General features: G+C 67.7%; 19 protein-coding genes, 2 tRNA genes and 1 rRNA gene. 10 read left to right on the plus strand and 12 right to left on the minus strand.

Annotation, left to right across the window (positions count from 1 at the left end; translation table 11 throughout):
* Nucleotides 1-180: 180 nt before the first annotated feature.
* From AC3ANK_RS15970 to AC3ANK_RS15980, 3 genes are all read right to left on the minus strand, one after another.
* Nucleotides 181-257: transfer RNA gene (locus AC3ANK_RS15970), tRNA-Ile, on the minus strand.
* Between the two features lie 74 nt (nt 258-331).
* Nucleotides 332-407 (minus strand) — tRNA-Ala (locus AC3ANK_RS15975).
* Nucleotides 408-521: 114 nt separating this feature from the next.
* Nucleotides 522-2,066: ribosomal RNA gene (locus tag AC3ANK_RS15980) — 16S ribosomal RNA — on the minus strand.
* Nucleotides 2,067-2,636: 570 nt separating this feature from the next.
* Between AC3ANK_RS15980 and AC3ANK_RS15985 the strand changes: the two genes are divergently transcribed.
* On the plus strand, nt 2,637-3,086 hold the full coding sequence (locus AC3ANK_RS15985; protein ID WP_206862140.1) for a DUF192 domain-containing protein: 450 nt from the start codon (nt 2,637-2,639) through the stop codon (nt 3,084-3,086).
* A gap of 31 nt (nt 3,087-3,117) precedes the next feature.
* On the opposite strand, the gene AC3ANK_RS15990 is transcribed toward AC3ANK_RS15985, so the two are convergent.
* Nucleotides 3,118-3,309 (minus strand): rubredoxin, encoded by a 192-nt coding sequence (locus tag AC3ANK_RS15990; RefSeq protein WP_206862141.1) that lies wholly within the window; start codon nt 3,307-3,309, stop codon nt 3,118-3,120.
* Nucleotides 3,310-3,379: 70 nt separating this feature from the next.
* On the opposite strand from AC3ANK_RS15990, the gene thiE reads away from it, so the two are divergent.
* Both thiE and hemL read left to right on the plus strand, forming a co-directional pair.
* Nucleotides 3,380-4,048 carry a thiamine phosphate synthase gene (gene thiE, locus AC3ANK_RS15995; protein ID WP_484171526.1) on the plus strand — a complete coding sequence of 223 codons (669 nt, stop codon included), beginning with the start codon at nt 3,380-3,382 and terminating at the stop codon, nt 4,046-4,048.
* Entirely contained in the window at nt 4,045-5,331 is a 1,287-nt protein-coding gene (gene hemL, locus AC3ANK_RS16000; protein ID WP_206862143.1) for a glutamate-1-semialdehyde 2,1-aminomutase, read from the plus strand. The genes thiE and hemL overlap by 4 nt, the downstream gene beginning before the upstream one ends.
* 51 nt (nt 5,332-5,382) lie before the next feature.
* Here the strand turns inward: hemL and AC3ANK_RS16005 are convergent, their stop codons facing one another.
* Nucleotides 5,383-6,606, minus strand: coding sequence for an acetylornithine/succinyldiaminopimelate transaminase (locus tag AC3ANK_RS16005; RefSeq protein WP_206862144.1), 1,224 nt, complete (start codon nt 6,604-6,606; stop codon nt 5,383-5,385).
* Between the two features lie 173 nt (nt 6,607-6,779).
* Here AC3ANK_RS16005 and AC3ANK_RS16010 point away from each other — a divergent pair, with 173 nt between their 5' ends.
* The gene (locus tag AC3ANK_RS16010; RefSeq protein ID WP_206862145.1) at nt 6,780-7,652 is read left to right on the plus strand and encodes an ion transporter; all 873 of its coding nucleotides are present in this window, start codon (nt 6,780-6,782) and stop codon (nt 7,650-7,652) included.
* Nucleotides 7,653-7,655: 3 nt separating this feature from the next.
* Here the strand turns inward: AC3ANK_RS16010 and AC3ANK_RS16015 are convergent, their stop codons facing one another.
* Nucleotides 7,656-8,504 (minus strand): SDR family oxidoreductase, encoded by an 849-nt coding sequence (locus AC3ANK_RS16015; RefSeq protein ID WP_206862146.1) that lies wholly within the window; start codon nt 8,502-8,504, stop codon nt 7,656-7,658.
* Nucleotides 8,505-8,589: 85 nt separating this feature from the next.
* Complete coding sequence (locus AC3ANK_RS16020) at nt 8,590-9,270, minus strand: protein kinase family protein (RefSeq protein ID WP_206862147.1); 681 nt, start codon at nt 9,268-9,270, stop codon at nt 8,590-8,592.
* A gap of 135 nt (nt 9,271-9,405) precedes the next feature.
* Here AC3ANK_RS16020 and AC3ANK_RS16025 point away from each other — a divergent pair, with 135 nt between their 5' ends.
* A complete protein-coding gene (locus AC3ANK_RS16025; protein WP_206862148.1) occupies nt 9,406-11,415 on the plus strand; it encodes a bifunctional DedA family/phosphatase PAP2 family protein in 2,010 nt (669 codons plus the stop codon).
* On the opposite strand, the gene AC3ANK_RS16030 is transcribed toward AC3ANK_RS16025, so the two are convergent.
* From AC3ANK_RS16030 to AC3ANK_RS16040, 3 genes are all read right to left on the minus strand, one after another.
* Nucleotides 11,404-11,991, minus strand: coding sequence for an LON peptidase substrate-binding domain-containing protein (locus tag AC3ANK_RS16030; protein WP_206862149.1), 588 nt, complete (start codon nt 11,989-11,991; stop codon nt 11,404-11,406). The genes AC3ANK_RS16025 and AC3ANK_RS16030 overlap by 12 nt on opposite strands.
* Nucleotides 11,992-12,044: 53 nt before the next feature.
* Nucleotides 12,045-13,451 carry a Mur ligase family protein gene (locus AC3ANK_RS16035; protein ID WP_484172891.1) on the minus strand — a complete coding sequence of 469 codons (1,407 nt, stop codon included), beginning with the start codon at nt 13,449-13,451 and terminating at the stop codon, nt 12,045-12,047.
* 235 nt (nt 13,452-13,686) lie between these two features.
* Entirely contained in the window at nt 13,687-14,265 is a 579-nt protein-coding gene (locus AC3ANK_RS16040) for an adenylate kinase (protein WP_206862150.1), read from the minus strand.
* 188 nt (nt 14,266-14,453) lie between these two features.
* Here AC3ANK_RS16040 and AC3ANK_RS16045 point away from each other — a divergent pair, with 188 nt between their 5' ends.
* The 3 genes from AC3ANK_RS16045 (at nt 14,454) to AC3ANK_RS16055 (ending at nt 16,893) form a co-directional block, all read left to right on the plus strand.
* Nucleotides 14,454-15,710 (plus strand): 6-phosphofructokinase, encoded by a 1,257-nt coding sequence (locus tag AC3ANK_RS16045; protein ID WP_206862151.1) that lies wholly within the window; start codon nt 14,454-14,456, stop codon nt 15,708-15,710.
* A gap of 71 nt (nt 15,711-15,781) precedes the next feature.
* Nucleotides 15,782-16,423 (plus strand): hypothetical protein, encoded by a 642-nt coding sequence (locus AC3ANK_RS16050; protein WP_206862152.1) that lies wholly within the window; start codon nt 15,782-15,784, stop codon nt 16,421-16,423.
* 5 nt (nt 16,424-16,428) lie between these two features.
* Nucleotides 16,429-16,893, plus strand: a complete 465-nt coding sequence (locus AC3ANK_RS16055) for a DUF2846 domain-containing protein (RefSeq protein ID WP_206862153.1) — start codon at nt 16,429-16,431, stop codon at nt 16,891-16,893.
* A gap of 70 nt (nt 16,894-16,963) precedes the next feature.
* Here AC3ANK_RS16055 and AC3ANK_RS16060 read toward each other — a convergent pair whose 3' ends face one another.
* Nucleotides 16,964-17,482, minus strand: coding sequence for a hypothetical protein (locus tag AC3ANK_RS16060; RefSeq protein WP_484171527.1), 519 nt, complete (start codon nt 17,480-17,482; stop codon nt 16,964-16,966).
* Between the two features lie 204 nt (nt 17,483-17,686).
* Here AC3ANK_RS16060 and AC3ANK_RS16065 point away from each other — a divergent pair, with 204 nt between their 5' ends.
* Nucleotides 17,687-19,714, plus strand: a complete 2,028-nt coding sequence (locus AC3ANK_RS16065) for a sodium-translocating pyrophosphatase (protein ID WP_206862154.1) — start codon at nt 17,687-17,689, stop codon at nt 19,712-19,714.
* A gap of 55 nt (nt 19,715-19,769) precedes the next feature.
* On the opposite strand, the gene AC3ANK_RS16070 is transcribed toward AC3ANK_RS16065, so the two are convergent.
* Nucleotides 19,770-20,753, minus strand: coding sequence for an MBL fold metallo-hydrolase (locus tag AC3ANK_RS16070; RefSeq protein ID WP_206862155.1), 984 nt, complete (start codon nt 20,751-20,753; stop codon nt 19,770-19,772).
* 236 nt (nt 20,754-20,989) lie between these two features.
* On the opposite strand from AC3ANK_RS16070, the gene ppa reads away from it, so the two are divergent.
* Nucleotides 20,990-21,538 carry an inorganic diphosphatase gene (gene ppa, locus AC3ANK_RS16075; RefSeq protein ID WP_206862156.1) on the plus strand — a complete coding sequence of 183 codons (549 nt, stop codon included), beginning with the start codon at nt 20,990-20,992 and terminating at the stop codon, nt 21,536-21,538.
* The last annotated feature ends 27 nt before the right edge of the window (nt 21,539-21,565 follow it).

Below are 21,565 nucleotides of genomic sequence, written 5' to 3' on the forward strand. Positions count from 1 at the left end.
GACGCGAATTCAACGACTCAATATAAGGTGCCTTTCGGCACCCGCCTTAGCCTCACGACACGTCATGGACATTCGTCTCAAAACGCTCGCTACTTTCCCAGTTTTCAAAGAACACGATCCGGCCTCAACGCCGCACCGCTTCAATTCTTGATGTGTGCGCAATCTAGTTTCGTTCGGGAGTGGTGGGTCTGGGAGGACTCGAACCACCGGCCTCACCCTTATCAGGGGTGCGCTCTAACCACCTGAGCTACAGACCCAAAAGTCGTGCGTGTTTCCTTGAATAGTCCGCACAGGGATGTGCGGGCTGTTGCGAAGGATTCGCGTCATAGCTTGGTGGAGCTTGTCGGGATCGAACCGACGACCCCCTGCTTGCAAAGCAGGTGCTCTCCCAGCTGAGCTAAAGCCCCATGTTCAATCGAGTGAACGGGACGCTCCCGCGAAACTCCCCCTTGGGAGCTTCCGGAACTAGATGCAGGTCACTTGTGCGGACGTCCGGCCAGCAATTAGCTGCCTTAGTCTCTAAAGGAGGTGATCCAGCCGCACCTTCCGATACGGCTACCTTGTTACGACTTCACCCCAGTCATCGGCCACACCGTGGCAAGCGCCCTCCCGAAGGTTAAGCTACCTGCTTCTGGTGCAACAAACTCCCATGGTGTGACGGGCGGTGTGTACAAGGCCCGGGAACGTATTCACCGCAGCAATGCTGATCTGCGATTACTAGCGATTCCGACTTCATGGAGTCGAGTTGCAGACTCCAATCCGGACTGAGATGGGGTTTCTGGGATTGGCTTGCCCTCGCGGGTTCGCAGCCCTCTGTCCCCACCATTGTAGTACGTGTGTAGCCCTGGCCGTAAGGGCCATGATGACTTGACGTCATCCCCACCTTCCTCCGGTTTGTCACCGGCGGTCTCCTTAGAGTTCCCACCATTACGTGCTGGCAACTAAGGACAAGGGTTGCGCTCGTTGCGGGACTTAACCCAACATCTCACGACACGAGCTGACGACAGCCATGCAGCACCTGTGTCACGGTTCCCGAAGGCACCAATCCATCTCTGGAAAGTTCCGTGCATGTCAAGGCCAGGTAAGGTTCTTCGCGTTGCATCGAATTAAACCACATACTCCACCGCTTGTGCGGGCCCCCGTCAATTCCTTTGAGTTTCAGTCTTGCGACCGTACTTCCCAGGCGGCGAACTTAACGCGTTAGCTTCGATACTGAGTGCCTAGTTGCACCCAACATCCAGTTCGCATCGTTTAGGGCGTGGACTACCAGGGTATCTAATCCTGTTTGCTCCCCACGCTTTCGTGCCTCAGTGTCAGTGCTGGTCCAGGTAGCCGCCTTCGCCACGGATGTTCCTCCCGATATCTACGCATTTCACTGCTACACCGGGAATTCCGCTACCCTCTACCGCACTCTAGTAAGCCAGTATCCAATGCAGTTCCCAGGTTGAGCCCAGGGCTTTCACATCAGACTTAACAAACCACCTACGCACGCTTTACGCCCAGTAATTCCGAGTAACGCTTGCACCCTTCGTATTACCGCGGCTGCTGGCACGAAGTTAGCCGGTGCTTATTCTTCCGGTACCGTCATAACACCCGAGTATTAATCGAGCGCTTTTCTTTCCGGACAAAAGTGCTTTACAACCCGAAGGCCTTCTTCACACACGCGGCATGGCTGGATCAGGCTTGCGCCCATTGTCCAATATTCCCCACTGCTGCCTCCCGTAGGAGTCTGGACCGTGTCTCAGTTCCAGTGTGGCTGATCATCCTCTCAGACCAGCTACGGATCGTCGCCTTGGTGGGCCTTTACCCCGCCAACTAGCTAATCCGGCATCGGCTCATCTATCTGCGTGAGGCCCGAAGGTCCCCCACTTTCTCCCGTAGGACGTATGCGGTATTAGCGTAAGTTTCCCTACGTTATCCCCCACAAATAGGCAGATTCCGATGCATTCCTCACCCGTCCGCCACTCGCCACCCAAGGAGCAAGCTCCTCTGTGCTGCCGTTCGACTTGCATGTGTTAGGCCTGCCGCCAGCGTTCACTCTGAGCCAGGATCAAACTCTTCACTTAAAATTGCTGAACCCGAAGGTTCAATATCTTGAGTGCAGAGCCCGTCCCAGGCACCAAATTACTCGCTTGCATTTGCATGCATTTGAATTGACTTGTTGCTCTGTTACGAACGTCTGCTCATGGACAACCATCCACTCGCCAGACGCCCGCACAAGTCACCTGCGCACACTGTCAAAGATCCCGGGGCCGGCCTCAGCGCCTTTCCCTTTCTCGCCTCACCCCGCCGCACCGAAGTGCCCGAGGGAGCCGACTACTATACAGCGAATTTCGATTCCGTCAACACCGTGTCAGGATCTTTTTCGCCGCCCCCGCCCTCCGTTCAGCGCCTCTTTCGAGGCCGTCCCGGGGAGCGGGCCGCGCATCTTACAGCACCTTCGAAGTTCGTCAACCGCCCCTCGAAATCCGCCGCTTCAACCGCGCCCCGCGTCAGTGATTCACCTCGGCGGGGCGCGCATTGTGCACACGTGTTCGGGCTTTGGGAAGGGGGTTCGTCGAACTTCATCTATTGACTCGCGCAGGGCGCTGCCGGATGTTCCGCTCTCCCTTCTTCACGCCGCCCCGGAGCCCCGTATGACCGCCTTCCGACTGCTGCTCGCCTGCTGCGGCCTCGCCCTGTCCGGCTGCGCCACCGGCGCGGACGCGCCGTGGGTCGAGGTGGGAGGTCAGCGCTATTCCGTGGAAGTGGCCGACGACGATGCCGAGCGGGCCCGCGGTCTCATGTTCCGCGACGAAATGGCGAAAGACCACGGAATGCTGTTCATCCACGAGCGCCAGGAGCCGCTCGCCTACTGGATGAAGAACACGAAGATCCCCCTGGACATCCTCTACTTCGATTCCGCCCGCAGACTGGTCTCGCAGCAGCGCGACGTGCCGCCGTGCTCGCTGGGCGACGGCTGCCCGCCGTACCCGAGCGACGCGCCCGCGCGCTACGTGCTGGAACTCAACGCCGGCGAAGCCGCGCGGCTGAAGCTGGAAGACGGAACGGAGCTGACGTTCGGCCCCGGGCTCGCGAGCCCCTGATCCGGCCGGAGAATCGGCCTGGAAAGCCGCCTCAGAGCGGCATCATCTCGAAATCGTCCTTGGTGACGCCGCAATCCGGGCACGTCCAGGTGTCCGGCACGTCTTCCCAGCGGGTGCCCGGGGCGATGCCCTCTTCCGGCAGGCCCTTGGCTTCGTCGTAGATGAAGCCGCAGACGACGCACATCCAGGTGCGGAACGTGGTGGTCGCGGCGGTCTCGGACATGGGCGGATAATGCGGGTCTTTGCGGAACGCGCATTGTCCCACCGCGTCCGCGCACACGGAAGCTTCCCGCATGAATCCGCCCCGGCCGCCGCGCGGCCTCTACGCCATCACGCCGGACGAGAACGACACCGCACGCCTGCTGGCGCGCGTGGAGACGGTCCTCGCGGCCGGCGCCACCTGGCTGCAGTACCGCAACAAGGCCGCCGACGCCGCGTTGCGCGAGGCCCAGGCCCGCGAATTGCTGCCGCTATGCCGCCGCCGCGGCGTGCCGTTGATCGTGAACGACGACTGGCGCCTGGCCGCGGCGATCGGCGCCGACGGCGCGCATCTGGGCGAGGACGACGGCGAACTCACGGCCGCGCGCGCGGCGCTGGGCGAAACCGCCATCCTCGGCGCGTCGTGCTACGACGACCTCGCCCTCGCACGACACGCCGCCGCGGCCGGCGCGAGCTACATCGCCTTCGGCGCGTTCTTCCCCTCGCCGACCAAGCCCAACGCGCGACGGGCGACGCCCGATCTGTTGCACGACAGCGCACCGCTCGGCCTGCCGCGCGTGGCGATCGGCGGCATCACGCCGGACAATGCACGCCCGCTCGTCGATGCGGGTGCCGACCTGCTCGCCGTGATTTCCGGCGTGTTCGACGCACCCGATCCCGCGACCGCGGTGCGCGCCTATCTCGACTGCTTCGATGCGCGCCGCGCGCATTCCTCCCTTCAGACGGACATTCCCACGCCATGAACCAAGAACGATCGCACGCCCTGTTTTCCCGCGCCCGCGAACTCATCCCCGGCGGCGTGAACTCGCCGGTCCGCGCGTTCAAGTCGGTCGGAGGCGAGCCGTTCTTCGCGCAGAGTGCGGAAGGCGCCTACATCGTCGACGTCGACGGCAACCGCTATGTCGATTACGTCGGCTCGTGGGGCCCGATGATCGCCGGCCACGGGCATCCGCAAGTGCTCGCCGCAGTCGCGGAAACCATGCGCAATGGCCTCAGTTTCGGCGTCCCCAACGCGCTGGAAGTGACGATGGCCGAGCGCATCACCAGGATCGTGCCCAGCTGCGAAATGGTGCGCATGGTGAATTCCGGCACCGAAGCGACGCTGTCGGCGATCCGCGTCGCGCGCGGCGCCACCGGGCGCAACCGCATCGTCAAGTTCGAAGGCTGCTATCACGGGCACGGCGACAGCTTCCTGGTGAAGGCCGGCAGCGGCGTGATGACGCTGGGCCTGCCGAATTCGCCGGGCGTTCCCTCCGCGCTGGCGGACCTGACGCTGACGATTCCATACAACGATTTCGACGCCGCCACGAAGCTGTTCGACGAAGTCGGCGGCGAAATCGCCGGCCTCATCATCGAACCGATCGTCGGCAATGCGAACTGCATCCTGCCGCGCGACGGCTACCTCCAGCACCTGCGCGAGCTGTGCACGAAGCACGGCGCGCTGCTGATCTTCGACGAGGTGATGACCGGCTTCCGCGTCGCGCTCGGCGGCGCGCAGGCGCGCTACGGCATCACGCCCGACCTGTCGACGTTCGGCAAGATTATCGGCGGCGGCATGCCGGTGGGCGCGTACGGCGGTCGTCGCGATCTCATGGAACAGGTCGCGCCGAGCGGCCCGATCTACCAGGCCGGCACGCTCAGTGGTAACCCGGTGGCGATGGCCGCGGGCCTGGCGACGCTGGACCTGATCCAGGTGCCGGGTTTCCACACCGAGCTGGAGCGCCGCACGCACATGCTGTGCGATGGCCTGGAAGCCGCCGCGAGCGAAGCGGGCATCGCGTTCACCACGACGCGCGCGCCGGGCATGTTCGGCCTGTATTTCCGCGAAGGACCGGTGGAAACGTTCGAGGATGCGAAGGCGTCGGACACCGCGCGCTTCAACCGCTTCTTCCACGCGATGCTGGGGCGCGGCGTGTACCTGGCGCCGTCCGCGTTCGAGGCCGGATTCGTGTCGAGCGCGCATGGCGAGGCGGAAATCGCGCATACCGTCGAGGCGGCGCGCGCTTCTTTCGCAGAGGTCGCGTAACGGCTTCAAAGCGACATCCCCGCACACACGCGGGGATGTCGGCAGAACGTATCAGCCGGCGAGAAACGCCCGCAGCGCCGAGCGCAACCGCTGCAGACCTTCGGCGACATCCTCGTCGCTGATGTTCAGCGCCGGCACGAAACGCAGCACATCGGGGCCGGCCTGGAGCAGCAACAGGCCGTGTTCGACGCACACGTCGAGGATCGCGCCCGCCTTGCCTGCGTGGGCCTCGCGCAGCTGCGCGCCGAGCATCAGGCCGGCGCCGCGGACTTCGGAGAACAGCCCCAGTTCCGCATCGATGTCCGCCAGCGCATCGCGAATCGCGAGCGACTGGCGCGTGACGTTCGCCAGCAACTGCGGCGACGACAATTCCGCCAGCGCCGCTCGCGCCACTGCCGCCGCGAGCGGATTGCCGCCGAAGGTCGTGCCGTGCGTGCCGAACTGCATGGTCTCGGCGGCCTTCTCGCCGACCAGCATCGCGCCGATCGGGAAGCCGCTGCCCAGCGCCTTCGCCAGCGTCACCACGTCGGGCGTGACGCCGTATGCATGACATGCGAACAGATGGCCGGTGCGGCCCATGCCGCACTGGATCTCATCCAGCATGAGCAGCGCGCCGAAGCGGTCGCACAGCGCGCGCAGGCCGAGCAGGAAGTCCGCCGTCGCCGGCGTCACACCGCCCTCGCCCTGCACCGGCTCGACCAGCACCGCACACACGTTGCCGGACGCCATCGCCGCTTCGGCCGCGGCGAGATCGTTGAAATCGCTGTAGACGAAACCCGGCGGCAGCGGCTCGAAGCCCTCGTGGTACTTCGGCTGCGCGCCCGCCGTGACGGTCGCGAGCGTTCGCCCGTGAAAGCTGCCGCGGAAGGTGAGGATGCCGCGCTGTTCGGCCGCGCGGCCCTGCGATGCGGCCCACTTGCGCGCGAGCTTGATCGCCGCCTCGTTCGCTTCGGCGCCGGAATTGCAGAAGAACACGCGCTGCGCGAAACGCGAGGCGGTGACGAGTTCCTCCGCCAGGCGCAGCGGCGGCTCGCTGACGAACACGTTGCTGGTGTGCCAGAGCTTGCCGGCCTGTTCGGTCAGTGCCGCGACCAGCGCCGGATGCGCGTGGCCGAGCGCGTTCACCGCGATGCCTGCGCCGAAATCCACGTATTCGCGGCCCTCGCGATCCCACACGCGCGCGCCGCGACCGTGGTCGAGCACGATCCGGCGCGGCCGGTAGACCGGCAGGTAGTAGCGTTCGGAGAGCGAGAACAGGTCGGACGAGGCGGTCATGGCAGTCGGGTGGGAGACGGAATGCGACATTGTCGCTGATCCCGGCCGTCGCGGCGCCTTCGCCAACGGTCGACTTCCTCGCCTTCGAAGCCCAGCGCGCCGGGAAGATCACGGCAGGAGGTTTGCGTCGCCTGCACGAGCCGCTCCGCACAATCGCCCGCAGGAGGACGCCCATGCCCCTGCTGATGGATCCGCAGCTCCAGCCCGCCACCGAGTCCGGCTGGCGCCGCCGCTGGTTCGACATCGTGTTCCGTCACGACACGCGGCGCTCGCGCAACTTCGACCTTTGGCTGATCGCGGCGATCCTGACGAGCGTCGTCGTCATCATGCTCGACAGCGTGCCGCGCATCCACGCGCGGCACGCGACCGTGCTCTACGCGCTGGAATGGTGCTTCACGCTGCTGTTCACCGCCGAATACGCCTTGCGCCTGTCGGTGGTGCGCAACCGGTGGCGTTACGCGTTGAGCCTGTGGGGACTGGTGGACCTGGCGTCGATCCTGCCGACGTACCTGTCGCTGGTGTTGCCGGGCAGCCAGAGCCTGCTGGTGCTGCGCATCCTGCGCATGCTGCGGCTGTTCCGCATCCTCAAGCTGACGAACTACGTCGAGGAAGGCGGCGTGCTGATGGGCGCGCTGTGGCGCAGCCGGCGCAAGATCTTCGTATTCGTGTGCGCGGTGCTCACCATCACGGTGATCTTCGGCGCGCTGATGTACGTGGTCGAAGGCCCGGAGCACGGCTTCGCGAGCATTCCCACCAGCATGTACTGGGCGGTGGTGACGATGGCGACCGTCGGCTTCGGCGACATCGCGCCGCAGACCACGCTCGGGCGCTTCATCACCTCGCTGCTGATCCTGATCGGCTACAGCATCATCGCCGTGCCCACCGGCATCTATACGGCGGAACTGGCCAGCAGCCTGCGCGAAGCGAGCCACGAAGCAGGCCATCTCGACCGCCGCGGCTGCAAGGGCTGCGGCCTCGAAGGCCACGATCCCGCCGCGCGTTTCTGCCGGCATTGCGGCACGGCGCTGTTGTCGCCTACCGGTTGAACGTCAGCGCGGTTTTCGCGCCAGCTGCGACTCGGTGAGGAACAGGTCGGGCAGCAGGTGCTCGACGTTCGGGTCCACGGCATAGCGGCTGAAATCGGTGATGCCGGCGGCGAACAGCACGTCGTCGTCGATCAGGAAATGGCCGAAGTAATCGTCCGACGGCCGGCAAAGCACGATGTGCGCAGCGTCGGCGACGATTTCCGGCGTGCGGCACAACTCGGGGCGGACGCCGGGGATCATGTTGATCGCGTCGGTGGCGATCACGGTGCGCGGCCACAGCGCATTCACCGCCACGCCCTGCGGGCCGAATTCGGCCGCCAGCCCCAGCGTCACGAAGCTCATGCCCATCTTCGCCAGCGTGTAGGCGGTGTGCGGCGCCCACCATTTCGGGTCGAGGTTCAGCGGCGGCGCGAGCGAGAGGATGTGCGGATCGGCGGCCTTCAGCAGATGCGGAAGGCAGGCCTGCGAACACAGGAACGTGCCGCGGGCGTTGACCTCCTGCATCAGGTCGTAGCGCTTCATCGGCGTGTCGAGCGTGCCGCGCAGCCAGATCGCGCTGGCATTGTTGACCAGGATGTCGATGCCGCCGAACGCGTCGACGGTTGCAGCCACGGCCGAGCGCACTTCCTCTTCCTCACGGATATCGCATCGGATCGGCAATGCCTTGCCGCCCGCCGCTTCGACTTCCTCGGCGACCGTGTGGATCGTGCCGGGCAGCTTGGGATTGGGCACCGCCGACTTCGCGACGATGGCGACGTTGGCGCCATCGCGTGCGGCGCGCAGGGCGATGGCGCGACCGATGCCGCGCGAGGCGCCGGTGATGAAGAGCGTCTTTCCGGACAGGGTGCGCATGGCGCGTCCTCCTTATCGTCGGGGCGCGCCGTCGGGGCGCGCCGCCAGGTGCGCCGGATTATGCCGGCAGACCGCGACCGGCCGGTCAGGGTTTCGGGCCCTGGCCTTCGTTGTCTTCCCATTTCAGCAGGCGGCGCGTTACGAACCGGTAGACCGGCTTGCCGGTGGCGAACCACGCCTCGCGAAGCCACGAATGCCGCTTGAGCACGCGCCGCTCCACCGGCGTGAGCGCGTGCGGGCAATAGGTGCGCTTGTGCTTGAGCAGATGGCGCAGGTCCTCGCGGGCGAGCAGCCGCATCCAGCGCGAACGCGGCTCGCCGCGCGTGGCGAGCTGGAAGTCGATGATCCCCGGGCGCCCATCGGCCAGCACGAGCCAGTTGGCTTCCTTCGCCAGGTCGTTGTGCGCGAGCCCGCGTCGATGCAACTGCTGCAGCAGGCGACGCGCGCGCCGGAAGTACGCCACGTCGCCGTGTGGCGGACGCTGGTACATCGCCGCGCCGTCGAGGTAGCTGCGATCCAGCCGCCGTCCGTCCCAGCGCAGCAGCTGCGGCACGTCCGGCAGGCCGTCCACGCGCTGCAGCGCGCGGGCTTCGCGCCGGGCCAGCCACCACGCCGGAAGCCGCAGCCATGCCGGCACGTGGCGCAGGTCGCGGCGCACGAACAGGCCGCGCGCATCGCGCATCAGGGCGATGCGGCCGAAGCTGTCGGCCTTGAGCGCCTGCACTTCGACGGCCGGGGTTCCGGTCGCATGGAGGGTTTCGGACATCGCGCCAGTGTACGGAATGACGGCGGCGCGCCTCGAATGTGCATGCCCCGACGCCCCGATCCCGGCGGCCACGGCCGTTGGTCACGGTGACTCCCGCCATCGCGTCGTCATGGAGGCGCTGCCTATAATCCTCCGATGGAACCGGCCTGGATCGAAAGCGCGACCGCATGGATCGCGGAACACCCCGTCGCCGCCGGCGCCGCCATCTTCCTCATCGCGTTCTGCGATGCCGTGGTCCTGCTGGGTATCGTCGTGCCGGCGCTGCCGCTGCTGTTCGCGGTCGGCGCGCTGGTGGGGCTGGGGCACATCAACGGCCCGTACGCGCTGGCGTGCGCGACGCTCGGCGCGTTCATCGGCGACGCCCTGAGCTACTGGGTCGGCCACCGGTGGGGACCGCAGTTGCGTTCGCGATGGCCGTTCTCGCGGTATCCGCAATGGCTGGACCGCGGTGAGGCGATGTTCCGCCGGCATGGCGTGAAGAGCATCTTCATCGCGCGCTTCGTGGGCGCGGTGCGTCCCTTCGTGCCGGCGATCGCCGGCATGCTGCACATGCCGCTGCGGCGCTACGCCCTGCCGAGCCTCGTCGCGTGCATCGCCTGGTCGGCGCTGTTCCTCGCGCCGGGCTGGGTGCTGGGGCGTTCGTACGACGCGGTGGCCGCGGTCGCGGATCGCCTCGCGCTGGTGCTTGGTGCGCTCGTGGTCGCCATCGCGCTGGTCTGGGCCATCGTGCTGTACACGTGGCGATGGTTCGCCGACCACGCCGACACCCTGCTCGCCCGCGCCCTGCGCTGGACGCGCCAGCATCCGCGGCTCGGGCCGTACGCGGCAGCGCTGATCGATCCGAACCGGCCGGAATCCCCGTCGCTGCTGATGCTCGCGGTGTGCCTGCTGGCGATCAGCTGGGCATGGTTCACGCTGGTGGCCTCGCTGCTCGCCAGCGGCGGGCCGCTGGCGCTCGACCACACGATCCACGACTTCATGTGGAGCCTGCGCAACCCCCTCGCCGATCGCCTGATGGCGGCGCTGGCGTGCATCGGCGATGCCTCCGTGCTGGGCCCGGCCGTGCTGGTCGCGCTGGCGTACCTGCTGTGGCGCAAGCGCTGGATGGCCGCGGCGCATTTCGCCGCGGCGATCGTGTTCGGCCTGGTGTTCACGTCGCTGCTGGAAGCGGCGATCGACATGCCGCGCCCGCCGACCGCGCCGGCGGGCTTCGGCTTCCCGTCGGTGGCGGTGACGATGTGCACCATCGTCTTCGGCTTCTTCGCGGTGCTGATCGCGCGCGAACTGCCCGGCCGCACGCGCGTGTGGCCGTACCTGCTCGCCGGCGTGATCACCACCGTCGTCGCCTTCGCGCGCCTGTACCTGGGCGCGCACTGGCCCAGCGACCTGGTCGGCGGCACGCTGTTCGGCGTGCTGTGGCTGCTGGCGCTGGGCATCGCGTATCGCCGGCACGTGCAGCGCTCGTTCTGGATGCGCCCGCTGGCGTGGCTGTTCTACGGCACCTTCACCGTCGCCGCGCTGTGGCACGCCCCACGCACGGCCGACACGCTGCTGGCCCGCTTCGACGCGGCCACGCCGACCACGGTCATGGACGACGAGGGATGGTGGCGCGAGGGCTGGAGCACGCTGCCCGCGCAGCGCAACGAGCGCGACGAGCGCCGTCGCTGGCCGCTGGACGTGCAGATCGCCGGGCCGCTGGATCCGGTGCGCGAACGCCTGCAGGCGCGCGGCTGGCGCGTGCAATCGCAGGCCGACTGGATCGCGACGCTCGGCCTGCTCGACGACGATGCCGCCGCGGGCGACCAGCCGGTGCTGCCCGCCACGCTCGATGCACAGGCCGAAACGTTGCTGATGGTGCATCCGGGCGCGCGCGAGGACGAGGAATTCGTGCTGCGCCTGTGGCGCGCGCCGGTGCTGCTCGACGACGGCACGCCGCTGTGGATCGGCACCAGCCAGACGCTGCGCCTGAACAAGCCGCTGGCCGTGGCCGCGCTGTGGCTGCCGGTCAACGACGACGGGCGCGCGCACGCCCTGGTGCGCGAGGCGCTGAAAGACCTGGAGCGCATCGAAGCCCCGCATCCGCACGGCGACACGCCGGTGCTGCGCGTGCGCACGACGCCTGCGGGCGAGGCGTCAGGGAAGTAACGCGAGCAGGCGATCCAGCCGCGCGTGCGGATCGTCGGTCTGCAGCAGCACCTGCCGCTGCGCGTTGTCCAGCGGCAGCAGTTCCGCCAGGCGCCACCCGACCCAGGCCGCATCGTCGAAGCGCGAGTGCGGCGCCTTCGCATGCTCGCCGCCGATCTTTTCCACGATCTGCTCCAGCAGCTTGCCGAGCAGGCTGTGCTCCGGGCGCAGCGGGTCGTCGGGATCGGCGTCGCACCAGCGCACGTCGGCGACCTGCAGGCCGTTGTCGCGCACGCGCACGCGCCGAGCGTGGAACCGCCGCGTGCCGCGCACCTGCAAGGTGAGCAGGCCGTCGTCGCCACGGCCGAAATCCTCGATCACCGCCTCGGTACCGTACGCCGCGGCGCTCGCCGGCGCGCCGGCTTCCTCGCCGTCGATGATCAGGCACACGCCGAAGCCCTTGCCGTTGCGGCTGCAATCGCGGACCAGGTCGAGGTAGCGCGGTTCGAACACGCGCAGCCCGAGCGCCGCGCCCGGGACGAGCACGGTGTGCAGCGGAAACAGCCCCAGCGGTTGCAGCTCGGCGTCGTCGGACATCGCGCGCAGTGTAGGACCGGACGGGTGCCCGCGATGCGAAGGCGTGCCGCGCGTCAGCGCGCGGCCGTTTCCTTCAGCGCGGCCAGGAAGCGGCGCGGCGCACCGTCGAAGCCGCCGTTGGACATGAACACGACGTGGTCGCCCTCGCGCACGCGTTCGCGCAGGACGGCGATCAGCGCGTCCGCATCCGGCACGGCGATGCCTTCGTTGCGCAGCGCGGACACGACCTTGCCCGCGTCCCACGCGAGTTCCGGACGATGCAGGAACACCACCGTGTCCGCGAGGTCGAGCGACGGTGCCAGCGCATCGGCATGCGCGCCCAGGCGCATCGAATTGCTGCGCGGCTCCATCGCGACCACGATCCGCGCATCGCCGACCTTCGCGCGCAGGCCGGCGAGCGTCGTCGCGATCGCCGTCGGGTGGTGCGCGAAATCGTCGTAAACGGTGACGCCCTGTGCCTGGCCGATGACTTCCAGCCGGCGCTTCACGCTGCGGAAATCCGCGAGCGACGCCAGGATGCCGGACACGTCCACGCCCACTGCATTCGCCGCGGCAAGCGCGGCCAGCGCGTTCATCGCGTTGTGGCGGCCGAGCAGCGGCCAGCGCACTTCGCCCAGTTCGATGCCGCGATGCACGACCGCGAAATGGCTGCCGTCCTGCGCGATCAGGCGCGCGGTCCAGTCGAACGCGGCGCGCGCGGCGGTGCGATCGTCGGCGCGATCGCCATGGCTGCCCTCGCCGGTGGCGGCGGGCAGCAGGCTGGCGTCGAGGCCGAAGGTTTCCACCGGCGTCCAGCAGCCCATCGCCAGCACTTCGGCCAGATGCCTGTCCTCGCCGTTGACGATCAACCGTCCACGGCGCGGCACGGTGCGCACCAGATGATGGAACTGGCGCTGGATCGCGGCCACGTCCGGGAAGATGTCGGCGTGGTCGTACTCGAGGTTGTTGAGGATCGCCACCAGCGGGCGGTAGTGCACGAACTTGCTGCGTTTGTCGAAGAACGCCGTGTCGTACTCGTCGGCCTCGACCACGAATTCGCGCCCCGCGCCGACGCGCGCGGACACGCCGAAGTCCTCGGCGACGCCGCCGATCAGGAAGCCCGGCTCGCGCCCGGCCGCCTGCAGCAGGAAGGTGAGGATGGTGGTGGTGGTGGTCTTGCCGTGCGTGCCGGCGACGGCGAGCGTGTCGCGACCGGGCAGCAGGTTCTCGCTGAGCCATTGCGCGCCGGAGGTGTAGCGCCGTCCGTCGTCGAGCACCTGCTCCACCGCCGCGTTGCCGCGCGAGAGCGCGTTGCCCACGACGATCTGTTCGCAATCGGCGCCGATGTGTTCGGGCGTGTAGCCCTGCTTCAGCGCGATGCCGAGGTTTTCCAGCTGCGTGGACATCGGCGGATACACCGCCTGGTCGCTGCCTTCGACCTCATGCCCGAGTTCGCGCGCGAGCGCGGCGACGCCGCCCATGAAAGTGCCGGCGATGCCCAGAATATGAATCTTCAAGATCGAGACTTCCCGAACGTTCGCAACAGCGTCAACGAAGATGGCACCGCGCGGCCATCACTCCCCCTCTCCCGCCTGCGGGAGAGGCCGAGGGGTGAGGAAGGCGGCCGGTCGCGCCGGTCGAAGCGCATGGGCGGTCGTCCTCACCCCATACATCGCGGAGTTCACCGCTGAAGCAGTGCCGCGCAAGCGGCCTGCTTCACCCGACCTCTTTCGCCGGCTGCAGCGCTTCGACGATCCGCGTGAACACCTCATCCAGCGACCCCACGCCGTCCACCACGGTCAGCTGTCCGTGCTGGCGGTAGAAATCGACCACCGGCGCGGTCTGGTCGTTGTAGACCTTCAGGCGCGTGCGCACCGACTCCGGGCTGTCGTCGGCGCGACCTTCGGCCTTGGCGCGGCCGGCGATGCGCTCGACCAGCATCTCGGTCGGCACTTCCAGCTGCACGGCGTAATCCATCGGCTGGCCGATGCGCTGCAACAGCCGGTCCAGCGCCGCGGCCTGCGCGAGGTTGCGCGGATAGCCGTCGAGGATGAAGCCGCCCTTCGTGTCGTCGCGCGAGAAGCGGTCTTCGAGCATGCCGAGCAGGATCTCGTCGCTGACGAGGTTGCCCGAGGCCATGATCTCCTTCGCCTCCAGGCCCAGCTTGCTGCCCGCGGCCACTTCGGCGCGCAGCAGGTCGCCGGTGGAAATGTGCGGGACCTGCAGATGCTCCTTGAGGCGCGCGGCCTGCGTGCCCTTGCCGGAGCCGGGCGCGCCCAGAAGTACCAATCGCATCAACATCACTCCTAGAACGGGAAAATGGTGCGGCCGAAGGGCCGGCGGACACGGGTCAGGCCCCGTCCGCCTCCCGCCGGCCGGCGCTACACTCGCAGCGCCCTGCCCGGCGGGCACATGGTGCGGCCACTTTACCGCATCCTGCCCGGCCCCCCTCACCCGATCCGACCACGGACCTGGAATCGCACATGCCCTCCGGAACCCTGCTTTACGCGCAGTCGGGCGGCGTCACCGCCGTCATCAACGCCACCGCCTCCGCGGTGATCCACGCCGCGCGGGCCCGCAAGGTCCGCGTGCTCGCCGGTCGCAACGGCATCCTCGGCGTGCTGCGCGAGGAGCTGATCGACACCTCGAAGGAATCGGCGCTGGCGATCCGCCGACTCGCGCATACCCCGGGCGGCGCCTTCGGTTCGTGCCGGGTGAAGCTGAAATCGCTGGAGCAGGACCGCGCCCGCTACGAGCGTCTGCTCGAGGTCTTCCGCGCGCACGACGTGCGCTGGTTCCTCTACAACGGCGGCAACGATTCGGCCGATACCGCGCTGAAGGTGTCGCAGCTCGCGGCGGAGTTCGACTACCCGCTCACCTGCGTCGGCGTGCCGAAGACGGTCGACAACGATCTGGCCGTCACCGATTGCTGCCCGGGTTTTGGCTCGGTCGCCAAGTTCACCGCGGTGTCGGTGCGCGAATGCGCGCTCGACGTCGCCGCGATGGCCGACACGTCCACGAAGGTGTTCGTCTACGAGGCGATGGGCCGGCATGCGGGCTGGATCGCGGCCTCGGCGGGCCTGGCCGGCGAAGGCGAGGACGCCGCCCCGCACCTGATCCTTTTTCCCGAACGCCCGTATGACGAGGCGGATTTCTTCGCGAAGGTGAAAGCCACGGTCGAACGCGTCGGCTACTGCGTCGTCGTCGCCAGCGAAGGCATCCAGACCGCCGACGGCCGGTTCGTCGCCGACGCGGGCGGCGGCAAGGATTCCTTCGGCCACACGCAGCTCGGCGGCGTGGCGTCGTTCCTGGCGGGCCGCGTCAAGGACGCGCTCGGCTACAAAGTGCACTGGGCGCTGCCGGATTACCTGCAGCGATCGGCACGCCACCTCGCGTCCAAGACCGACCTCGACCAGGCCCAGGCCGTCGGCCGCAAGGCGGTGGAGTTCGCGCTCAAGGGCATGAATTCGGTGATGCCTGTGATCGTGCGCACGTCGGACGCGCCGTATCGCTGGAAGGTCGAAGCCGCCCCGCTGTCGAAGGTCGCGAACCACGAGAAGAAGATGCCGGCGGACTTCATCCGCAAGGACGGCTACGGCATCACCGCGCAGGCGCGGCGTTACCTCGAACCGCTGATCCGCGGCGAGGCGCCGCCGCCGTACGGACGCGATGGGCTGCCCAAGTACGTGTCGCTGAAGAACACGCTGGTCGCCAGGAAACTTCCCCCCTTGGCCGAATGACACGCATCCACTAGCCTTGCCGCACGCCAGCTGCGGGGGGCAGTGGGATGCACCGTTCGTCATGGATGCTGATGGCCGCGCTGGCCATCGGCAGCGCACGCGCGCAATCGCTTCCGGCGCCGGATCCGGCCTCGATGACGGAATCCGCCGCGGCAACCCCGTCCTCCGCGACACTCCCGGATTGCGTGCAGTTGTGCGCGGGCCAGCCCGTCGAGATCGAACTGCTCGAAGCCGTGAGCTCCGAGCGCCATCGCAATGGCGACCGGTTCCGGATCGCGCTGGCCGAACCGCTGATGTTCGACGGCACCGTGATCGTCCCGGCCGGCACGACCGGCATCGGCGAGGTGATCCACGCGTCCTCGTCCCGCGCCGGCGGAAAGCCGGGGGAACTCCTCCTCGCCGCGCGCCATCTCGAACTCGCCGACGGCACCCTGCCCCTGCGTGCGATGAAGCTCAGCGCACGCGGCAAGGACAAGGCCGCCGCGGCGCTGGCGACCTCCTTCGTTGCGGGGCCCTTCGCGATGTTCGTGCACGGCCGCGAGATCGAGATCCCGCCCGGCACCCGCGCGCACGCGAAGCTCGCGCGGGACATCGATCCTGCTCGGATCGCAACACAGCCTGCCGAGCCGCACGCGCAGGACATGGCGGCGCCGCCCACCCCATCCCCACACCCGACCACACAGGACACCGCGGTGTCCGATCCCAAGGAGTGATCCACATGCGTCACATGTTTTCCCGTGCCCTCGCGGTCGCCGTGCTGATGTCGCCGGTCCTCGCGTTCGCCGCCGATACCGTGGCCGACGCTCCGGCCGCCGCGACCAGCGCCGCGCCGGCCGCGAACACACTCATCGCCGCCGCGCCGCAGGACAAGGGCCAGATCGTGTTCTTCCGCGAATCCAAGTTCGTCGGCGGCGCCATCGGCTTCAAGGTCCGCGAAGGCGAAACCGAGCTGGGCAAGCTGCGCAGCGGCAAGTACTTCGTCGCGACGGTCGAGCCGGGCAAGCACGAGTACAACGTGCACGGCGAAACCAAGGACGTGCTGACGATGGAAATCGAAGCCGGCGAGACCTATTACGTGCAGGCGTCCATCGGCATGGGCATCGTTGCGGGCCGGCCGAACCTGTCGCCCTCCGACGAAGCGACGTTCCTGTCGATGTCGAACAAGCTCAAGCCCGCGAAGTAACGGCTTGCGTTGATCGATACGCGAAGGGGCCCTTGCGGGCCCCTTTGTCGTTCTACGATTCCCCAACCGGTCAGCGCCCGCAGGCCGCGCCTTCGACTTCCATCTGCGCCGCATACATCGGGATGGCGTCGAGCTGGCCCGCCTTCGCCTTTTGCGACTGCTCCTCCAGATAGATCCGCTGCTGGCCCTGGCCGTCGAGCCTGGGCGTCTTGTCGACCGGCTTGCGCCACACGTGCACGACCGCCTGTTGCGATGGGCACGCGGCGTTCGGCACGCGGATAACGTCGTTGAGCACCCATCCGTTCTCCGCCGGCTTCGCCTTCGCCGCATCGACGAAACGCGCGCGCGGCTGGCACTGCGGGGAAATGCGCACGACGGCGAAGGTGTACGGATCGTTCGGCTGGCCGGTGAACATGCCTTCCAGCCGCGCGCAGGCTTCGGGAATCTGGCGCAGCGTGTGGACGGCGTTCTGCGCCTGCGCCTGCACCGGGCCGCGCGCGATTTCCGGCTTCGGGTCGGCGTTCGGACCGGCCTTGGGCGGGGCCGCCAGCACCGGCAGCGTGAACGCAAGGAGAAGAAGCGGCAGCATTCGCATGGCAGCGGGACGACTTTTACGTGACGGGGAGCGCAGGCTGGCACGCAGGCGCTGAATGCTGCGTCTACAGCGTGCGTCCGGCCGGGGGCCTGTGCGATAGTCGGGACGTTGTCGCGGTGGCCCACGACCCGCGCAGCCTACAAATCCGAAAAGCGGTACTCGGTTTCCTGGTGTTTCCACTTCTTTGGGGAGGGATTCATGCTGGAGCAGTACGGTTTGGTTCTGGCGCTGGTATGCGCCGTCATCGCGATCCTCTACGGGATCATCTCCGCGCGCTGGATCGGCGCACAACCCGCCGGCAACGAACGAATGCAGCAGATCGCCGGCGCGATCCAGGAAGGCGCGCGCGCCTACCTCAACCGGCAATACACGACGATCGCGATCGCAGGCGTCGTGCTGTTCGTCCTCATCGGCTTCTTCCTCGGCTGGGCCACGGCGGTGGGCTTCCTGCTCGGCGCGGTGCTCTCGGGCGCGGCCGGCTACATCGGCATGAACGTGTCGGTGCGCGCGAACGTGCGCACGGCGGAAGCCGCGCGCAAGGGCATGAGCCAGGCGATGGACGTCGCGTTCCGCGGCGGCGCGATCACCGGCATGCTCGTGGTCGGCCTCGGTCTGCTTGGCGTGGCCGGCTACTACCTCGTGCTGCAGCGCATGGGCTACACCACCGAACACGCGCTGCACGCGCTGGTCGGCCTGGCGTTCGGTTCGTCGCTGATCTCGATCTTCGCGCGACTGGGCGGCGGCATCTTCACCAAGGGTGCGGACGTCGGCGCGGATCTGGTCGGCAAGGTCGAAGCGGGCATTCCCGAAGACGATCCGCGCAACCCGGCGGTGATCGCCGACAACGTCGGCGACAACGTCGGCGACTGCGCGGGCATGGCGGCGGACCTGTTCGAAACCTACGCCGTCACCGTGATCGCGACGATGCTGCTCGGCGGCCTGATGCTCGCCGAAGCCGGACGCAACGCGGTGCTCTATCCGCTGGTGCTCGGCGGCGTGTCGATCATCGCCTCGATCATCGGCGCCTTCTTCGTGAAGGTGAAGGCTGGCGGCTCGATCATGGGCGCGCTGTACAAGGGCGTGATCGTGTCGGCGGTGCTCGCGGCGATCGCGTTCTACCCGATCACCACGCAGCTCATGGGCGACAACACGCACGGCGCGATGAACCTCTACGGCTGCGCGCTGATCGGCCTGGCGCTGACCGGCGCGATCGTGTGGATCACCGAGTACTACACCGGCACGCAGTACAAGCCCGTGCGTCACGTCGCTGCCGCGTCCACCACCGGCCACGGCACCAACATCATCGCGGGCCTGGGCGTGTCGATGAAGTCGACCGCGCTGCCGGTGATCGCGGTGTGCGTCGCGATCTGGCTCGCGTTTTATCTCGCGGGCCTGTACGGCATCGCGATCGCCGCCACGGCGATGCTGTCGATGGCCGGCATGATCGTCGCGCTCGATGCGTACGGCCCGATCACCGACAACGCTGGCGGCATCGCCGAAATGGCGGAGCTTCCGCCGGAAGTGCGCAACGTGACCGATCCGCTCGACGCCGTGGGCAACACGACCAAGGCGGTGACGAAGGGTTACGCGATCGGCTCGGCGGCGCTCGCGGCGCTGGTGCTGTTCGCCGACTATACGCACAACCTGACGGCGGCCAATCCGGGGCGTTCCTTCGCGTTCGACCTGTCCGATCACTACGTGATCATCGGCCTGCTGATCGGCGGCCTGATCCCGTACCTGTTCGGCGCGATGGCGATGGAAGCCGTCGGCCGCGCGGCCGGCGCGGTGGTGGAGGAAGTACGACGCCAGTTCCGCCAGATCCCCGGGATCATGGAAGGCACGGGCAAGCCGGAGTACGACAAGGCCGTCGACATGCTCACCCGCTCGGCGATCAAGGAAATGATCGTGCCCTCGCTGCTGCCGGTGATCGTCCCGATCGTCGTCGGCCTGCTGCTGGGGCCGACGGCGCTGGGCGGCCTGCTCATCGGCACCATCGTGACCGGCCTGTTCGTGGCCATCTCGATGACCACCGGCGGCGGCGCGTGGGACAACGCCAAGAAGTACATCGAGGACGGCAACTTCGGCGGCAAGGGCTCCGACGCGCACAAGGCGGCGGTGACCGGCGACACCGTCGGCGATCCGTACAAGGACACGGCGGGCCCGGCGATCAACCCGCTGATCAAGATCATCAACATCGTGGCGCTGCTGCTGGTGCCATTGCTGTAACGGCACCGTTCGCACGGGAACATCGCACGGCGGCCGGAGGGCCGCCGTGTTTCCTTCAGGCCGATGCGCGCGCTGCGCGCCGGCGCCGAAGCAGGCGCACGACGCCCCAGATCGCAAGCGCCAGCACCAGCACGACGGCGCCGGCCAGCAACGCCAGGTTGCGCTTCGGGTTCGTAATCACGAAGTTCGCGTGCGTCGCGTAAATGCCGTTGAAGTCGGCCAGCGCGGCGGGCAACGCGAGTGCGTCGGCTTTCGTCAGTGCCATGTCGCGCTCGCGCGGATGGAAGGTCGCGCCGTGCGGATACAGATTGCCGTCGACATCGAGTTCGACATGCCCGCCCAGCACCTGCGACACGGGGCGATCGCGCACGAACGCGGCGACGCGTTGTGCGCTTGCCTCGAAGGCGTGGGCATCGTCGACGGTGAGACGGCCCGGCAGGAGGAAGTCGCCGGTGAACAGCGCGCGGGTGCGCTCGTCATGGAAGACGATGTGATTGTCGTTGTGCCCCGGCGCCGGCAGCACGTGCACGATGCGTCCGCCCAGATCGAGTTGCGCCACGCCATCCGGCCATTGCCTGAAGCCGTAACGGCGACGCACGCCCTGCTCGTCGGGCGGCGCGATCTCCACGCCCGGCAACGACGCGAACTGCGCATCCCCTTCGCGATGGTCGCGATGGCTGTGCGTGTGCGCCACGAGCAGCGGCAGGCGGACGCCGGCGCGCTGCGGCAGCAGCGCCATCACGGTGGATGCCAGCGGCATGCTTGCGGGATCGGCGATCGCGCCGCTGTCGATCAGCAGCGCGCGCTCGTCGCCGACCAGCAGGTACATCAGGTTCGCCTCGAAGCTGGCGCAGGGGTTCTGGCGCAGCACGAACGTCGCCGCGTCCAGGCGGTGCACCTGCAACGGGGGCTGCGTCGAGGTTGCGCAGTCCTCGGCTCCCGGGTTCCAGCGCACGTCCGACGGCCCGGTCGGCGGCTCTCCCGCGAACGCCAGGCCGCACAACAGCAGGACGGCGGCACCCGTGATCGCTTCCTTCATCGCCCCTCTCCCTGAATCGCGAGCCCGAAGCGTACGGGTGGCCGGCCCGCCGACCCATGCCCGGAAGTCACTTCCGGGCCGGAAGCGGACCGCCATGCCGCGAAGACCGCCCCGGACCGTGCCCCGCGGACCAACGCCTGCTGCGCCGCAACAGCCGGCCGCGTAAAATGCCGGGCCGCTTTCCCGAATCACCCGCCCCGCCGATCCGGCTGGGCCTTACGCAGCTGGAGTACCGCATGGGTCTGGACCTCGTCCCCACCGGCAAGAACCCGCCGGATGAGATCAACGTCATCATCGAAATCCCGAAGGACGCCGAGCCGGTCAAGTACGAGGTCGACAAGGCTTCGGGCGCGATCTTCGTCGACCGCATCCTGTCCACGCCGATGCGCTATCCGTGCAACTACGGCTACGTCCCGCACACGCTGTGCGGCGACGGCGATCCGGCCGACGTGCTGGTGATCCTCCCGCTGCCGCTGGTGCCGGGTTCGGTGATCCGCTGCGTGCCGGTCGGCGTGCTGAAGATGAGCGACGAGGCGGGTTCGGACGAGAAGCTGATCGCCGTGCCGGTGCCGAAGATCTTCGGCGGCTACTCGCACATCAGCGACATCGAACAGGTGTCCAAGCACTGGCTCGAACGCATCGGCCACTTCTTCGAGCACTACAAGGACCTGGAGAAGGGCAAGTGGGTGAAGATCGAAGGCTGGGGCGGCGCCGCCGAAGCCAAGGCGATCCTCAACGACGCGATCGCGCGCTACAACGCGGAAGAGCAGAAGCCGAACTTCTGATCGGCGTCCGCTTCCCGAGCGCAGGAA

This window comes from Lysobacter sp. SCRH-1R (assembly GCF_057747855.1).

Excerpts from the sequence above, each read along its gene's own strand:
- AC3ANK_RS15985 (WP_206862140.1), top strand. The coding sequence starts at position 2,637 with ATGACCGCCTTCCGACTGCTGCTCGCCTGCTGCGGCCTCGCCCTGTCC.
- AC3ANK_RS16040 (WP_206862150.1), bottom strand. The coding sequence starts at position 14,265 with ATGCGATTGGTACTTCTGGGCGCGCCCGGCTCCGGCAAGGGCACGCAG.
- hemL (WP_206862143.1), top strand. The coding sequence starts at position 4,045 with ATGAACCAAGAACGATCGCACGCCCTGTTTTCCCGCGCCCGCGAACTC.
- AC3ANK_RS16015 (WP_206862146.1), bottom strand. The coding sequence starts at position 8,504 with ATGCGCACCCTGTCCGGAAAGACGCTCTTCATCACCGGCGCCTCGCGC.
- ppa (WP_206862156.1), top strand. The coding sequence starts at position 20,990 with ATGGGTCTGGACCTCGTCCCCACCGGCAAGAACCCGCCGGATGAGATC.
- AC3ANK_RS16035 (WP_484172891.1), bottom strand. The coding sequence starts at position 13,451 with ATGGGCGGCGTCGCCGCGCTCGCGCGCGAACTCGGGCATGAGGTCGAA.
- AC3ANK_RS16045 (WP_206862151.1), top strand. The coding sequence starts at position 14,454 with ATGCCCTCCGGAACCCTGCTTTACGCGCAGTCGGGCGGCGTCACCGCC.
- AC3ANK_RS15990 (WP_206862141.1), bottom strand. The coding sequence starts at position 3,309 with ATGTCCGAGACCGCCGCGACCACCACGTTCCGCACCTGGATGTGCGTC.
- AC3ANK_RS16070 (WP_206862155.1), bottom strand. The coding sequence starts at position 20,753 with ATGAAGGAAGCGATCACGGGTGCCGCCGTCCTGCTGTTGTGCGGCCTG.
- AC3ANK_RS16060 (WP_484171527.1), bottom strand. The coding sequence starts at position 17,482 with ATGCTGCCGCTTCTTCTCCTTGCGTTCACGCTGCCGGTGCTGGCGGCC.
- thiE (WP_484171526.1), top strand. The coding sequence starts at position 3,380 with ATGAATCCGCCCCGGCCGCCGCGCGGCCTCTACGCCATCACGCCGGAC.
- AC3ANK_RS16055 (WP_206862153.1), top strand. The coding sequence starts at position 16,429 with ATGCGTCACATGTTTTCCCGTGCCCTCGCGGTCGCCGTGCTGATGTCG.
- AC3ANK_RS16030 (WP_206862149.1), bottom strand. The coding sequence starts at position 11,991 with ATGTCCGACGACGCCGAGCTGCAACCGCTGGGGCTGTTTCCGCTGCAC.
- AC3ANK_RS16065 (WP_206862154.1), top strand. The coding sequence starts at position 17,687 with ATGCTGGAGCAGTACGGTTTGGTTCTGGCGCTGGTATGCGCCGTCATC.
- AC3ANK_RS16020 (WP_206862147.1), bottom strand. The coding sequence starts at position 9,270 with ATGTCCGAAACCCTCCATGCGACCGGAACCCCGGCCGTCGAAGTGCAG.
- AC3ANK_RS16010 (WP_206862145.1), top strand. The coding sequence starts at position 6,780 with ATGCCCCTGCTGATGGATCCGCAGCTCCAGCCCGCCACCGAGTCCGGC.
- AC3ANK_RS16050 (WP_206862152.1), top strand. The coding sequence starts at position 15,782 with ATGGCCGCGCTGGCCATCGGCAGCGCACGCGCGCAATCGCTTCCGGCG.
- AC3ANK_RS16005 (WP_206862144.1), bottom strand. The coding sequence starts at position 6,606 with ATGACCGCCTCGTCCGACCTGTTCTCGCTCTCCGAACGCTACTACCTG.
- AC3ANK_RS16025 (WP_206862148.1), top strand. The coding sequence starts at position 9,406 with ATGGAACCGGCCTGGATCGAAAGCGCGACCGCATGGATCGCGGAACAC.